Origin of the sequence: Pseudomonas sp. UBA3149 (genome assembly GCF_002364655.1) — a bacterium.
GTDB classification, from domain to species: domain Bacteria; phylum Pseudomonadota; class Gammaproteobacteria; order Pseudomonadales; family Pseudomonadaceae; genus Chryseomonas; species Chryseomonas luteola.
Genome location: NZ_DEYV01000035.1, coordinates 1 through 13,458 on the forward strand (window position 1 = coordinate 1; position 13,458 = coordinate 13,458).

A 13,458-nucleotide genomic window follows, 5' to 3' on the forward strand; every position below is an offset into this window, starting at 1 on the left:
GCTGCCCACGATCAGCGCCGTAGTCAGGGCCATCTTGACCGTGAAGCGGCCCCAGGACTCCTTCTTGTTGACGATACGATCAAACCTTCTCATGGCGATCCCCTCCCGATAAGTCAGTGGAGGACTGCCCAAGGACCGCACGATCCCGTACATCCTGTACAGGGCTGTCTGTCTCACTCTTGAGCCTGAAGGTAATCTTGCAGTTGGCCAGAATGGTACGAACAATCTGTTCACGCATGGCAGCATCGTTTCGGTAACTCATGGCTGAGTCCTCGCAGGGGCTGACTGGGGATTGAGAGCCGGTACACCGGCTGCAGAACCACTCGTTGCCGTACTGCTGGCAGCCAGTTGTTCAGTGGGCAGATAGAGATGCTCAGGCGCGGTCAGCACGGCGCGGGAATCAAGTACCGCTACGCCTTGCTGTCTAAGTTCCAGAATGCGTCGGTTGGTATTGGCCAGCATCTGGGCTACCTGCTGAGGAGTAGCCCCTTCTGTCCTATAGCGCTCCGCCAGCGCCGTGAAATCCACAACTGCAAAGGACTGTTGTGTCGTCTCAAGCGCCACGACCCGCTTGAAAAGAATGCCGCAGATAATGAACAGGCCAATCACGGCAACCAGCATGAGCATCTGCAAGGTCGTCATCGAGCTTTGCTCAAGGGGAACATGGCTTGAGGGTTTGGCCGACGAGCCTGTAATTTCTGGAGCCGTAGAAGGTTGCTCTCTGGACGCAGTTGTAGCGGGGATGTCTGCAATCGGGTGTGCTATTGACTGGCTCATGGAGTGACCTCCTCTTCAGCAGTGGCGGTGGCTGGCGTGGACTCAGGATTCTCGGGTTGGGCTGGAGATTCAGCGGATACCGCTGGCTCCTCTGGAAGCGACAGGGGAACCAGTCGCGGTGAGGGGTCACTCTTGGAGCTGGCTGGGCGACTCTTGCGAAGCTTGCGCTCATGGGATTGGGCCTGCTCAATCACCTCATCGTCTGCACGCGTGTCCAGCTCGCCTCGATCGCGCAACACGGCATAAATGGCATCAGATACACCCAGTCCCATGGCCCGATAACGATCGATCTGGCCGACGTCATTGGGATCGGTGGAGTACAGCAGTTTCTGGAAGGGGCCTACAATCAGGCGACCTACCCCGATTCCGGCCTTGCTGCGGATAAAGATCTCGGAATACACCCCGGCTACGGTGTGTACGGTCTTGAGCAGACTAAAGCCACCATCGGAAAGCGTCAGTCGACCCGAGAGCTTGACCGACTCGATTGTTTCGTTGGTCTGTCCCAGCAGGAACATGAACGCACTGTTCTCGGCAATGGCCCGGCCTACAGGGTTATCGTACAGATCGTTGATGGACTGCGTGGCGATCAGCATCGAGCCCTGATACTTACGGAACTTGCGGTAGGCATGCTCCATAAATTTGGAAATATCACCCTCCTTGAGCAGGTCCCAGGCCTCGTCGATGAATACGATTTTCTTGACGTTACGATCACCGTGATACACCGACTGCTGGATCTGGTAGATCAGCTGGAGCAGAACGATCTGGCGCAGGTGTGTACGACCCTGCAATTCATCCAGTTCAAGCACCGTGAACTGGTTGGTAAAGCGCATGTTGTTCTTGCCGTGGAAGTACTTGCCGTAGCTGCCGTCCTTGGTAAACACATACAGCTGGCTACCCACATCCTTTACACGCTGATCATGATGAGCAAGGCAGGCCTCGGCAATGTCGTCCACCAGCATCGCATTGCCCTTCTGCCTCCAGATGCCTGCCATCAGCCGGCGCGTCTCAGCGATCTGAAATTCCTCAAGATTGCCCTTGGGCGAAGCCATGGCCATGACCTGAGCGACCAGGGCATCCTCATCATCGAAATAGTCCACCACGATATCGAAGGGGTTCAGGCATATCGTCGAGGATTCCCCAAACTGGACGTAGGAGCCCTCCAGCGTCTCGCAGAGCTTTTCGTAGGATTTACCCGCATCGATCACCCAGACCTGCGCGCCCTCGCTCATGTAGGCGGTCAGGAGTTCGTTGGCAAAAAACGACTTGCCTGACCCGGACTCCGCTGCGATGACACCGTTCTTGTTGGTTTCCGAGTCGTGAAGGGACAGTGACATGAACTGGCCATTGCGCGAGACCAGACCCACATGAGGGGTGCCGGTGCCCTTCCATTCCCCAAAGAGCGGCAGGAGAACAGTGGCGTGCTCGGAGGTCAGCGTCTTGTAGCGGTTCAGCTCAATAACCGCCTTGTGATCAGCACCAAAAGGCAGGGAATTGATCAGCATGGGCAGCTGGATGTACTTGTCCTGCTTCATGATGAACTTGCTCTCTGCCCAGATATCCTGCATGGCGGCGGCCGCAGACTCGACGCGCTTGAGCGTGGGGGCAAAGATCACGGCGCAGTAGTTCATCCGGAGTCCGCGATTACCCGCCGACATGGATTTTTCCAGCGTGTCGAAACTCTCCTTTTTCTCTCCCAGTACCGGCACGATCTTGAGCAGCGGCCCAAAGGCCTGATTCACCGTCAGGGTGCGCTTGCGATCCAGACTCTTCTTCTGCTTTTGCGCGTTGGGGTAATACACGTTGCAGCAGATGGCGTAGTTTTCCTTGATCGACTGCCCCTGCCCGCTCAGATCCCCTACGTAGCCGATGGCATCGCCAAAAAAGAAATAGTTGGGCAGTCGCTTGGCCGACAGGACCTTGGCATAGGTGTCCCCCAGGCGTAGATGGGTTTTCTTGACCTCGACATCGGTCTCGTAATCAAAGACCTGCTCGTTGATAGGCGAGGTCTCATCCCAGCTATCCTCACCCAACCGCCAGCCTGAACGCTCACCCCAGTTAAGCAGGGTGTTCAGGATGCGCTTGAGTTGGTCGGCGTTCATCTTGCGAGGCCCGAAGCCGATGGTATTTAGCGATGACTCAAGCTTTTCAGCCGCTGCAAACAGCTCTTCCAGCTCCTTTGTACTGGGCAGACGTTCCCTGATCGGGATCTTGATCGTGATGACCAGCTTCTGGTCATGGATAACGCCGTTGTTAAAGACGCCCTTGTTGCCGCGTGCGATAAGCGGCTCACGGGTATGCTGGCGGAAAAACTCGACGCGGCTGTTGATGATTTCCGAATGCAGGGGATGGGTGAACTTGTCCCGGAGGCGCTTCATGCTGTTGAGCGGGGCCTGCACCTCCGGTGACAGGAACATCATGAATGAGATGATGGTATCGTTGGGAAAAGGCTGGTTGAGCATGTTGTTAATGGACGCCTGCTGGCGCTCATCTACACCCGGAAGCGGACGGCACATAAAGCCAACCCCAATGGTGCCGTCATTATTGAAGAAGTATTCCTTTTCCTCGTCATAGGCGATCACTGGTGAGAGCTGGGAGGCCCTGACCTCGCGCGGGATAATGCCCTCGGCATGCTCTTCTCTACAGCTGATGAACTCCATTACTGATCCCCCTTGCCACTAAGCCATGCTTCGAAGTTTTTCGGGCGCCCACGCGAAACCCGGCCGTCATCGCTGATGAGGTACGGAATACCGTCCACCCCGAGCAGGTTGGCGGTCACCAGGGACTTGGCGTATTTCTCTTCGGGGCACTTGTTGAGCGTTTCGAGCTGCTCGATCGTGCCGTTCAGGAGGGCATCGAGCTGCTGACGCTCATCCCTTGCACAGGCCAGGCGCTTGATCAGGCGATTGGACTCATCGCCCAGTGCGGGGACCGGCACAAACACAAAGGTGTATTCGCTGGTGTACTGGTTGGCTTCATTGGCCAGCGCATGGCAGTAAGAGCACTGAGGGTCGGTAAAGAACACCACCTCCTTTGCGCCATGGCCCATGCGTATGGAAAGCAGGTCATCAATCTTGACGCCCATCTTCGAGAGCAGAATGCGCGAGGAGGACTCCTGCGCCTGAGCAATGGTGTCGATGTGGCTCTGCAGCCAGGTGTCGTACACCTCACCCCTGAAAACGTACCGCCCATTGCCACTGATGAAGTAGAGCTTGCCCTCGGACTGGAGCACCTTCATGCCATCCACCGGAAGGCTGGCCTGCCCGGTAATGGTCTTTGCTGCCTGTTCGATGGTTTGGGGAGTGATAGGCTTGGCAGCCAGGGCCGATTCGGCTAAGCCGAGGCCCGCCACCAGCGCGAGCGCAAGCTTAAGATTTGGATAAGACATGCAGACCTCGGAACGTTATCTGAGAGGTCTACAAGCGTAAGCCCAAGAGGAGGCAACCCATCGGCGTACTCCCTACCCGCGCGGGTAGGGAGTAGCAGGATAGGGGTAAAAAAGTTAAAAATTTTCAGGCAAGAGCTGCTGTGAGTGTCAATTCTGCCTTTTCTGGCAGCTGGATCAGCGATCCGAGTCGTAGGTTGCTGTCCCCTCGCCTACCTCGATCCACTGCTCCTCGGGCATACCGGGTTTGCAGATCGACAGGCTGACCGACTGGCCTTCGGCAGGCTCAGCCGGAAGGATAGCGGCATGTCGAAACGGGGTGTAATCCGGCGGACGCATGTAGGAGTTCGCGCTTCGGTGAAATTCCCAGATGCCGTGCTTGCCGGCATTGCCAACCGATTTTTCAAGCGTATAGGTCACACCACTTTGCAGACGGACAATAAGCATTGGCGCGGTCCTGAAAAGAGAGAGTGTACAGAGTCTGGATGCTTATATGTGGTACTAATGAGCGTTTCCGGAGCGCTGTTTCACTCAATGGAAGCGTATAAAGCGCAGTGATGATCAGCTCAAGGCCATGTTACGCGTTGCCAAAGCACGAGCAAGGGCGAATGCTGCTTATCAGGACTAAGCAAAGTGTTATTAGAGGCGCCCTGCGGGACGCCTCACCATTTAATCCAGGCAGGACCTATATCAGGGGTTGCCGCCCTTACCAAGCGGGCAAAGGTCCACAGTGGCTTTCCACTTCTGGACCTTGCATTCAATAAACCACGGGTCTCCTTGAGTCCGAGTAGCCTTTAGAATGTTCTGTTGAATCCACCAGCCTTCTGCTTCCATATCGCTTTGGGTTAACTCACCCGGCTTCTTCTTCACAGCAAACATGTCGGCTTGGTCATATATCTTTTTAAGCTCTATCAACTGTTGCTCAGCTTGGGGTTTAGATAGCCCGGAATATTTCTTCTCGCTGTATGCTTTGCTTCCTCGCAACGGGAATTGCTGGTCAGCGAGATTACGATACTTCGCACGGCATTCATCACGTTCACCTATAGTTTTGAAACTACTATTAGGGCACTTCTTGATTGCCATAGTTAATAACTTGTCGCGATTTTGATCATCCTTCAATTGTTGAGGATCAATATAAAGGCCTGCGGATGCATTCATGCTGGCCAAAAGAAGGCCGGGTATTAGTAGACGCTTCATTACTGTTTCTCCCTGAGAAGGACTGGGTAAGGCAAAAGCCCGCCCTGCAATCCCTTGCCTGAAATGGAGAGGCGTTTTAAAGCACTCAGCCCGCTTCAACAACCCTTTTGGGCAGGTAAAGACCTATATGTGCTAATGCTCACATTTGAGCTGGCGCTATAGCAAAAGGCTTACACGACGGCAGGAAAAGCGGCTCTTTCTCCAGCAGTGGCAGATTGCTAATCTATGCGCATTGGATGGAGCGCAGGACGCGCTCAGTCAGGTCAAGGATGACTGGCCGTCGCTAGGAAGGCAGCTTAAAGGAGGCTTTGAGTACGGTCAGCAAAAACCCGCTTCGGCGGGTTTTTTGTTTCTTAAATAAAAGCCAAGCTGCAGGCGCTGCCAACTACTGGACTGGCCGATAGAGCTGAAATATTCAAATGACCAAGATGCTTCGCATAATGCGTATTGAGTTAAATAGCCAGAGCAAGGTTATCTTGGTTTCGAAGGCAGAGGGGGCATGTAGAGAAAATCACCATCCGCTAATTGTGCAAGATGTCCCCGAGCACTAGGACGAGCAATCGGCTTTTCATTGCGTGATCTGAATCGCTGGTATTTGAGCCTTAATTCTAAGCTGCATCGCCAAATGAAATAGGGTAGTTTCATTATTCATCATCCGTTTGCTGAATTGCTGTTACAGCAATACTCTGGTTCGCCTGCATTGGCTGGCTCTTTCTGATTGATCCAATCTCAAGGCTTGAGATCTGAGTGATTCTATCTATGCTCGTAAAACAGCACAGTGGTTACCTCATCTATTACTAACCGATCCTTAATCCCCTGGTAGTAGCTTGGAGAAAAAAACAAATCATCCAGCTAGTTGCCATTAGGGCCATGCCACCAACCCAAATACCTAAGGCAATCTCCCAGGCAAGGCGTAGGCCTACGACCTTGCACAACACCAATCTTCAAGAGTTGGCGATATGGATGCCTTGGGTTGGTGATGCGCACGATGGTGCCGACCGCATCAAATATCACGCCTTGTATGCGACCCATGCGCCCTTAGCCTCCTATTTACGTGGAACACTGCTCATAGATTCCATACCAAGCAAGTGGCTACGCAGCTTCAATCTAGTGGAAAAAATGACCAGTCGCGCGCGGGTATTTTGCCAAACCGCTCTGTAACGTGGGCCATGTAGTGACTTAGCTACTCGCACAGGAGAGACAACATGATTCGTCACACGCTCAACAGTACCGCGCAGATGGCTAAAAGCAGTAGCGGGAAATCCTCTGGCACCGCAGGACAAAGCAATTCTCGTCCCGCGCCCAGCAAATCGTTCCTTGGTGGAAACTGGCCGAGCAAAGTACCAGGCCATAAATCAGGTGGTAACCGAGGGCAGGGGCCTAAAACCTAATCGCAAGGACACTGCCCGCTCCAAGCAGCGGGCAGTTAACATGGATGAAATGAGTACTGCTACAATGCTAAAGGAAGAACATATCCCGAGACCACCCTACCCACGTCTAGGTGAGTGCTATCGCCTTCTCGCTAAAGCGCTCGATACCAAAGCCAGCAATCGCCATGTCGATCAGCTGGCCAGGCAGGGTGATTTCGATTGGCAGCTATTAGAAAATCTGCAACATGAGCTAATCGAAGCACCATTGAGCAGCAGGATTAACGCTCAATTCGGTCAATTTGTCGCCTCAGCGGTCGAGACCCTACAACAGAGCTACGTGCAACTGATCAAGACCGTAGCGCTGGACTCCTTAACCCGTGAGCAGGCGTTGCCTATATTGGCGGAGCATTTCTTGGCTCCGTATCTCGGCTCTTTTTTCTTGCAAATGCACAAGGCGATCCCAAGTCCACCCCTGGCGCAGCTATTAAATGAGCAGCACCACCCTGTAGAAGTGACTCTGGCCTGGCTAGAACACGAGCTCGAAATAGCGCCTAACCATCTAGGCCAGCAGCTTTATCCTGATGCCTCCGGTGAGAACAAGAACGGGCGCGAAGCCATCCGGCGCCGGCGGCAGGGTAAACAGCTGCCGGATCTTCAGAGCATCGCTTTGCTTTATCAGAAATTGCAGGCGCAGTTCACAGCTCGCCCTTTTTTGTTGCGTGCCTTCACCGAATGGCTAATCGTCGCTCGAGCTTTAGCCGTCTTTGAAGACACCGCCTCGGGTTTTGTCCGCTTACGCCACTGTTTGCTCCAACAGGTGTTGAGTGACATTCCCATCATCGACATCGGCGTTCTGCTTTCCAAGCTGAATATTCAGGCCGCAGAACATAAGCGGGAACTGGTCGAAAGCGGCCTGTTGCTGTTTGAGCAGTTGAGGCCCACCACGGAAAAATTTCTGGGCGACCAAGCCCGCACACGCTACGCCCTAGATCAGTTCCGTCTTCTCCTGGGCCATCGCGACCCGGACGGCATCAGCACCTACTTCCTGGAATGGCTGGAGGGTCGCTGGCATGTCCTGGCAGGACAACTTAAGGTGGCGCTTCTGCATTTCGAACAGGCTGCCGACCTCGCCCTCTACCGCTCAGGCCAAAACCAAAAGGATATTTTGCGTGAAGCCCTGCTGTTGGCCGCCTACTTGGGCAAGCGCCCGCTGTACAAGCGCCTCAAGCACCGCGCCTTGGTCATGGGCGTCAGTTATCTGCCGGGCTGGGAAGAGTCCGTGGCGTCCGATAATGAGCTGAACCTGATTCGCAACAATTTCACGCTCAAGTTCCCGGAGCGTGGCCGCTTTGTGGATCCGATGCCAGAGTTCAGTGCGCTGCATTAGCAGCGCCACTGCGTGCAATGCGTATTGAGTAAAATAGCTAGGCAGGGAGTACATGCACGTATCGCCACGTGCAGAAACTCAGGTTAACTCCTTAAGGATAGCTAAAGGCTTACACGGCATAGCGGCAAGCTGCTCTATTGCACCCTCAGTAAAGCCCGTAATCTACACCTATCAACTGCAGCACAGGATGTGCTCAGAGAGATCAAGGATGATTGATCATCGCCTGGATGGCAGCTCGACAGGACGTTGAGTATGATCAACAAGAACCCGCTTCGGCGGGTTTTTGTTGCCTGTAAGAAACAGTGAGTCATATTTATATGAAGTTTTCCGCGGCAGCTATTTACGTCCTAAATTGAGCCCTAGGGTAAACATTCCTAGCTGCAGTATCTGGTGAAAGACATGCCCTTACCCATGACGGACCGGCAACAGGATTTGTTAGCTGTGCTTTTAAGACGTGCTCCAAAAGCAGGCTATATCGCTTTGGTAGTAGGTGATGCATTGGATTCTGCACGAGCTCCTATTAATGACGGTTATCTACTACGAGACATTACAACTGCTCTTTTTGAGCGTTGGGCAAAGGACCCTGCCGGAATGACTCCTACTGTTCAGGAGCATTTAGAAATCTGGCGTGACTGCGGGGCATTAAGCAGCGCCTCGTATGAATCATTGATAGAAAAAATAAAGTACAGATAGCTGATGGTTAACAGGGTCATTGCTGCCCAACCGTACGTAACAAACCTAATAACGACTATAGCTCAGCACCTGGCGCGCGCAGTCGTCCCCCCACCACGCCTGCGAGCTAAATAGGTCGTTTTTTCTGCACCCCTGCACAGGGCTCTACGCGTCCCACAGCGGGGCCTGCGCGGCGTTTTCAGACACAGGCAAACCCTGCAAAACCCTGCAGTGTTTTAACTTTTTGACTGAGGTCTATGCCATCGCTGGTGTAGTCATTAGACGTAGCGATTTAGAGGTGTTGCCGTATAAGTCGCTTTGCCTATTTATCGCTACATCTGAATGACCCATTTTAGGTGTAGTCGCTGGAGTACACCCTAATGACAACAAAGATATAGCTATGACTCTGTCATCTCTGAAGGCTAAGAAGATCAGTACATCAAGCTAGCTTTTGGGAAAGAAGCGTCTGTGCTCTGCAGGGAGGTCACTAAGCGTAACCAGAGAATAACGACCTACAATCAATGAACCTTGCTTGGCATGCTAAGTGGTTAAGGCCTCAAAGGAAAAGACATGAGTAAGTTCACAGGCAGTTGCCTATGTGGAGCGGTTCGGATTCTGGCCCTAGGTCAGCCCTATCGGGTTGGTATGTGTCATTGTCTAGACTGCCGTAAGTATCACGGCGCTCTATTTCACGCTTCTGCAATTTTCGCTGAAAGTGTGGTGACAATTGAAGGCGAGACGCAAGCCTATTTGGGACGCCATTTTTGCCCTAAATGCGGTTCATCGGTCTATCAGCGGAGCGATGATGAGATCGAAATAAATTTAGGGTCGCTTGACGCTCCAAATCAGCTGGTTCCTACCTACGAGCTTTGGACCATTCGGCGTGAGTCCTGGTTACCACCATTTCATATTGCCAACCACTATGAACGTAATCGTGATTCAGATAGCCGATCTGAAGACTAACTGTACGCAGCTCGATCAAGCCTGCGGTCGATGAGGCATACCCTAATGACTACGCAAAAAAAGCTATTACCTATTGATTAACAGGTAACGGAGCCCGAGGGTAGGAGGCCACTTTGATTGGCCCGCAAGTACTGCTATGGATAGCCTAACTGATCACGCGCTTCTGCTCTGAATTTCAGGCAGGTCCATTTAGCACACTGTTTCTTTTCGACTATCGGGCCTCTTAAAGCCAGCTGTGTCTCTGGAAGCTCGATCTGTACCTGGTTGTAGACAGTAGGACGTACAGCAGTGCTCGCAAACGTCAGAACCACCGTTTTGGCGTCTAGCTGTTCAAGTATCACTTCGACGTTGGGATTTAAAACATTGCCCAAAATAAGGTGAGCAGTACCGATATACACATGCAGTGGCATGGTTGTGCTCCATACAGTGGAGACTACAAACCAGGGGCCCAGTGTCTGGTATTTCATAGCCAGGAAAGGAGAAGCCATGGGGGTCTTACAAGAGGCCTCTCAAAGAAGCTTCAATATAGACACGCTTCTTCTATAACGCGAATCAGCCTGCCGTAAGGTAGTTCACTCCCAGGATTAGTAGGCTTGGAGGATACATCCGCGTACAGCTAGGTGTAGTCGATGAGGTATACCCCAGCGACTACAGGAATGAATCGCCATTATCCAGAATGCATTCAGCTACCAACAACCCATCGCAAGATTCTTAATCGTTTGCCTGTCCATTTGGTAAGCCAACCATTTGTCATCCGGGAACCCTCCCAATCGCTCATAGAACTTGGTGGCCATATGATTACCGACCATTACATCCCACTTCAGGCGACCTGCGCCTTTGGCTCGTGCCCAGACTGCCACCTGTTGCATTAACGCCTGGCCCAAGCCTTCGCTACGGCAATGGTCGGCAACATACAGTTCCTTGAGTAGTACGGTCGGACGCAGGTCATAGGTGAACGGAATCTCCAGTACTACGGCATAACCTGCGATCTGGCTCATCCATTGGGCAACAAACACCTGACATTGCGCCGATGGACCGAAGGCGCGGTTTAACAAAGCCTGCTCATCGACTCTGAAGTCATCCAGATAGTCCTCAAATGCTGCCAAGGCGCGCATGAGTTCAATTAGCGCCGGCACATCCTCCGGCGCTGCAGCACGCACCGTAGCGCTTATGCTTAGCATGCGCAGGAGACCGTGCTGTGGGAAGTGGTCTGGTCGCCGGTGTCGCTCGTAAGAGCGAGACCTTCATCGAGCCAGCCGGTAACGCCACCGATCATTTCTTTTACTGAGTAACCGAGGCGAGCTATCTGTGCGGCGGCTCGGTGAACACCATTGCAGTGAGGCCCGGCGCAATAGACGACAAACAGGCTATCAGCGGGAAACACTGCCAAGCGTTCTGCCGTGATTGTTTTTGTGGGTATGTTGATAGCATCGGGAACGTGCCCTGCGGTAAAGGCGGCCAAGCTGCGCACATCCACCAGAACATAATCGATCTGGCCTGCCTGCTGGCTGTGATAGACATCTGAACAGTCGGTTTCAAAGCGTAAACGGTCGCTGAAGTGTGCGTAGGCTTCAGCGGAGGTGGCTGCTGGAATCTCACTGATTAGACTGGACATATGGACGCTCCTCGTAGAATTTGAGTTGAGCCACTTTAAGGACGTCCGACACTGCACTACAGTGGCAAATCTGACATCTACTGGTAATTTTCCGCCAATGTGTGACGCTCCCGGTTTAGTGGCCATATTGGCCTACGATGGTTTGTGTACGTTCGAGTTTGGCATTGCCATCGAGATTTTCGCTCTGCCAAGACCAGAATTTGATTTTGCCTGGTACCGACACTGCGTGGTTGCAGTCGACCAGGGTCCGATGCGCGCGCTGGGAGGCTTTGCAGTCACAGCAGACGCAGGTTACGAAGCGCTTGCCGAAGCACGTACCATCATTATCCCTGGATGGCGCAACCGCGATGAGACGCCACCGCAGGCTTTACTAGATGAACTACGCAATGCCTACGAGCGTGGGGCACGGCTGTTGTCGATTTGCTCAGGTGTATTTGTGCTGGCTGCCACTGGGCTGCTGGATGGAAAACGAGCTACTACCCATTGGCGGTATAGCGATGAGCTAGCGAGGCGCTTTCCTAAAATCGAAGTCGATTCGGCCGTGCTTTATGTGGATAGTGGTCAGGTAATTACTTCAGCCGGCAGTGCCGCTGGCATTGATGCCTGTTTGCACCTGGTTGAACGTGATTTTGGTGCCCATATCGCCAATACCGTAGCCCGACGTCTGGTGATGGCGCCGCTACGTTCTGGAGGGCAGGCGCAATTTATTCCGGCACCGGTTGCTCAAGCCCCGCGCCATGGCTTGGCTGAGGTACTTGAGTGGGCAGTCGAGCGTCTGGGTGAACCGTTAACGATTCGCCAACTGGCGGCGAAAGCACTGATGAGCGAACGCACGTTCTTACGACGATTCAGCGAGGCGACTGGCATGACACCCAAAGGTTGGTTGCAACATGCGCGCATGGCGCAAGCTCGCTCACTATTGGAAAGCACCGATCTAAACACAGAACACATTGCCGAGCGTTGCGGCTTTGCGTCAGTGGAAAGCTTTCGGGTAGCTTTCCGCAAGGCAGTAGGGCTTGCGCCTTCGTTCTACCGGGGCAGGTTTGGACAGCGGCAAGATCAGACGTAGCTAGAGCTGTCAGGGTGCTCATTCTTGCTGTAGTCGCTGGGATATACCCAATGACCACATGCAATCAGTATTGCGTTTATTAGAACTAGCTCGGCGCTAGAGCCCTGCTCCGTGCAGCTCAACGCCCTGTTCAAAGCAATCAGCGATTTGTATCGAATGCTGATCCATTAAATCCAGACGTCATTAGGCGCTGTCCGCTCTCCGCCTTCTTGGCCGGTGTTTAAAACACCCCGCGGCTCGATCAGCAATAGCTTTACTTCTTCCTCAGTATACGGTTTGTGCTCAACCCCTTTGGGGACCACATAGAGCTCACCTGCTTTTAGCGTCACGCTACCCTCCCGAAAGTCAATCCGAAGCGTGCCTTCAAGCACCAGAAAGGTCTCGTCTGTTTCTGGATGAGAATGCCAGATGAAATCTCCCTGGATTCGAACAACCTTGAACTGGTAGCTGTTCATCTCAGCGACCACCCTGGGTGACCACTGCTCGCTAATCAGCGACAACTTCTGCAGCAGATTGATTGACTGGTAGGGCGCTTGAATTACATCAGTGTTCATGGTGTCGGCTCCTTTGTTTGTGGAACCGTTACGCTAACGGGACTGAACGGATAACTCTTGCACGATCGTGCAGGTTTACCGGCCCAGCATGTCTAACCAGCGGGCTGGCGAAAGCCCGTAGCACCGTTTGAAATGGCGAGTCATATGGCTCTGATCGAAAAAACCAGCTGCCAGGGCTGCGTCTACAAGACTAAAACCATCCAGCAGCAACTTCCGACACCTGTCCAGCCGCCTAAGCGTCATGTATCGGTACGGGCTTGCGCCATACAGTGCCCGAAAATCTCGGGAAAGACTCCAGCGATCCCGCCCGCTGGCATATTCAAGCTCATCCAGTGTGATGCTTGTACCATGACTTGCGTGGATATACTCACGTGCTCGTTCTGCCGCCGGGAAGTCATAGGCTCGCCTGCCCCGACGCCTGTTACCAACGGCATCCAGCGCCTGCGCCAGGTCATACAGCGCATCCGCTTCT

Annotated in this window: 15 protein-coding genes and 1 pseudogene; 4 read left to right on the plus strand and 12 right to left on the minus strand. The window is 53.3% G+C overall.

Going from position 1 to position 13,458, the window contains the following annotated elements; genetic code table 11:
- Positions 1-79 precede the first annotated feature (79 nt).
- The 7 genes and pseudogenes from B3729_RS20665 to B3729_RS20695 all read right to left on the minus strand — a co-directional run.
- Positions 80-262 carry a hypothetical protein gene (locus B3729_RS20665; RefSeq protein ID WP_073450774.1) on the minus strand — a complete coding sequence of 61 codons (183 nt, stop codon included), beginning with the start codon at positions 260-262 and terminating at the stop codon, positions 80-82.
- Complete coding sequence (locus B3729_RS20670) at positions 259-777, minus strand: hypothetical protein (RefSeq protein WP_286788878.1); 519 nt, start codon at positions 775-777, stop codon at positions 259-261. The genes B3729_RS20665 and B3729_RS20670 overlap by 4 nt, the downstream gene beginning before the upstream one ends.
- Positions 774-3,434 carry a type IV secretion system protein TraC gene (gene traC, locus B3729_RS20675; protein ID WP_286788879.1) on the minus strand — a complete coding sequence of 887 codons (2,661 nt, stop codon included), beginning with the start codon at positions 3,432-3,434 and terminating at the stop codon, positions 774-776. The genes B3729_RS20670 and traC overlap by 4 nt, the downstream gene beginning before the upstream one ends.
- On the minus strand, positions 3,434-4,162 hold the full coding sequence (locus tag B3729_RS20680) for a DsbC family protein (protein ID WP_073450771.1): 729 nt from the start codon (positions 4,160-4,162) through the stop codon (positions 3,434-3,436). Before B3729_RS20680 ends, traC begins: the two co-directional genes overlap by 1 nt.
- A 174-nt stretch (positions 4,163-4,336) precedes the next feature.
- Positions 4,337-4,606 carry a hypothetical protein gene (locus B3729_RS20685; RefSeq protein ID WP_073450770.1) on the minus strand — a complete coding sequence of 90 codons (270 nt, stop codon included), beginning with the start codon at positions 4,604-4,606 and terminating at the stop codon, positions 4,337-4,339.
- A 243-nt stretch (positions 4,607-4,849) separates the two neighbouring features.
- On the minus strand, positions 4,850-5,356 hold the full coding sequence (locus B3729_RS20690; protein ID WP_073450862.1) for a hypothetical protein: 507 nt from the start codon (positions 5,354-5,356) through the stop codon (positions 4,850-4,852).
- Between the two features lie 909 nt (positions 5,357-6,265).
- Positions 6,266-6,388: pseudogene (locus B3729_RS20695) on the minus strand (HAD family hydrolase); the annotation flags it as partial.
- A gap of 423 nt (positions 6,389-6,811) precedes the next feature.
- Here B3729_RS20695 and B3729_RS20700 point away from each other — a divergent pair.
- From B3729_RS20700 to B3729_RS20710, 3 genes are all read left to right on the plus strand, one after another.
- Positions 6,812-8,113, plus strand: coding sequence for a hypothetical protein (locus B3729_RS20700; protein ID WP_286788880.1), 1,302 nt, complete (start codon positions 6,812-6,814; stop codon positions 8,111-8,113).
- A 399-nt stretch (positions 8,114-8,512) separates the two neighbouring features.
- On the plus strand, positions 8,513-8,806 hold the full coding sequence (locus tag B3729_RS20705; RefSeq protein WP_177325237.1) for a hypothetical protein: 294 nt from the start codon (positions 8,513-8,515) through the stop codon (positions 8,804-8,806).
- Between the two features lie 549 nt (positions 8,807-9,355).
- Complete coding sequence (locus B3729_RS20710; protein WP_286788881.1) at positions 9,356-9,748, plus strand: GFA family protein; 393 nt, start codon at positions 9,356-9,358, stop codon at positions 9,746-9,748.
- Between the two features lie 134 nt (positions 9,749-9,882).
- On the opposite strand, the gene B3729_RS20715 is transcribed toward B3729_RS20710, so the two are convergent.
- The 3 genes from B3729_RS20715 to B3729_RS20725 all read right to left on the minus strand — a co-directional run bounded on the left by B3729_RS20715 (position 9,883) and on the right by B3729_RS20725 (position 11,363).
- A complete protein-coding gene (locus B3729_RS20715; RefSeq protein ID WP_286788882.1) occupies positions 9,883-10,158 on the minus strand; it encodes a hypothetical protein in 276 nt (91 codons plus the stop codon).
- Between the two features lie 276 nt (positions 10,159-10,434).
- The gene (locus tag B3729_RS20720; RefSeq protein ID WP_286788883.1) at positions 10,435-10,929 is read right to left on the minus strand and encodes a GNAT family N-acetyltransferase; all 495 of its coding nucleotides are present in this window, start codon (positions 10,927-10,929) and stop codon (positions 10,435-10,437) included.
- Positions 10,923-11,363 (minus strand): rhodanese-like domain-containing protein, encoded by a 441-nt coding sequence (locus B3729_RS20725; protein ID WP_286788884.1) that lies wholly within the window; start codon positions 11,361-11,363, stop codon positions 10,923-10,925. The genes B3729_RS20720 and B3729_RS20725 overlap by 7 nt, the downstream gene beginning before the upstream one ends.
- Positions 11,364-11,460: 97 nt before the next feature.
- Here B3729_RS20725 and ftrA point away from each other — a divergent pair, with 97 nt between their 5' ends.
- The gene (gene ftrA, locus B3729_RS20730; protein ID WP_286788885.1) at positions 11,461-12,432 is read left to right on the plus strand and encodes a transcriptional regulator FtrA; all 972 of its coding nucleotides are present in this window, start codon (positions 11,461-11,463) and stop codon (positions 12,430-12,432) included.
- Between the two features lie 167 nt (positions 12,433-12,599).
- Here the strand turns inward: ftrA and B3729_RS20735 are convergent, their stop codons facing one another.
- Positions 12,600-12,986, minus strand: a complete 387-nt coding sequence (locus B3729_RS20735) for a cupin domain-containing protein (RefSeq protein WP_286788886.1) — start codon at positions 12,984-12,986, stop codon at positions 12,600-12,602.
- A gap of 75 nt (positions 12,987-13,061) precedes the next feature.
- A partial coding sequence (locus B3729_RS20740; RefSeq protein ID WP_286788887.1) for a helix-turn-helix transcriptional regulator occupies positions 13,062-13,458 on the minus strand: 397 nt, incomplete at its 5' end.

Coding starts and splice junctions, on each gene's coding strand:
- B3729_RS20665 (WP_073450774.1), bottom strand. CDS start 262: ATGAGTTACCGAAACGATGCTGCCATGCGTGAACAGATTGTTCGTACC.
- B3729_RS20670 (WP_286788878.1), bottom strand. CDS start 777: ATGAGCCAGTCAATAGCACACCCGATTGCAGACATCCCCGCTACAACT.
- traC (WP_286788879.1), bottom strand. CDS start 3,434: ATGGAGTTCATCAGCTGTAGAGAAGAGCATGCCGAGGGCATTATCCCG.
- B3729_RS20680 (WP_073450771.1), bottom strand. CDS start 4,162: ATGTCTTATCCAAATCTTAAGCTTGCGCTCGCGCTGGTGGCGGGCCTC.
- B3729_RS20685 (WP_073450770.1), bottom strand. CDS start 4,606: ATGCTTATTGTCCGTCTGCAAAGTGGTGTGACCTATACGCTTGAAAAA.
- B3729_RS20690 (WP_073450862.1), bottom strand. CDS start 5,356: ATGAAGCGTCTACTAATACCCGGCCTTCTTTTGGCCAGCATGAATGCA.
- B3729_RS20700 (WP_286788880.1), top strand. CDS start 6,812: ATGCTAAAGGAAGAACATATCCCGAGACCACCCTACCCACGTCTAGGT.
- B3729_RS20705 (WP_177325237.1), top strand. CDS start 8,513: ATGCCCTTACCCATGACGGACCGGCAACAGGATTTGTTAGCTGTGCTT.
- B3729_RS20710 (WP_286788881.1), top strand. CDS start 9,356: ATGAGTAAGTTCACAGGCAGTTGCCTATGTGGAGCGGTTCGGATTCTG.
- B3729_RS20715 (WP_286788882.1), bottom strand. CDS start 10,158: ATGCCACTGCATGTGTATATCGGTACTGCTCACCTTATTTTGGGCAAT.
- B3729_RS20720 (WP_286788883.1), bottom strand. CDS start 10,929: ATGCTAAGCATAAGCGCTACGGTGCGTGCTGCAGCGCCGGAGGATGTG.
- B3729_RS20725 (WP_286788884.1), bottom strand. CDS start 11,363: ATGTCCAGTCTAATCAGTGAGATTCCAGCAGCCACCTCCGCTGAAGCC.
- ftrA (WP_286788885.1), top strand. CDS start 11,461: ATGTGTGACGCTCCCGGTTTAGTGGCCATATTGGCCTACGATGGTTTG.
- B3729_RS20735 (WP_286788886.1), bottom strand. CDS start 12,986: ATGAACACTGATGTAATTCAAGCGCCCTACCAGTCAATCAATCTGCTG.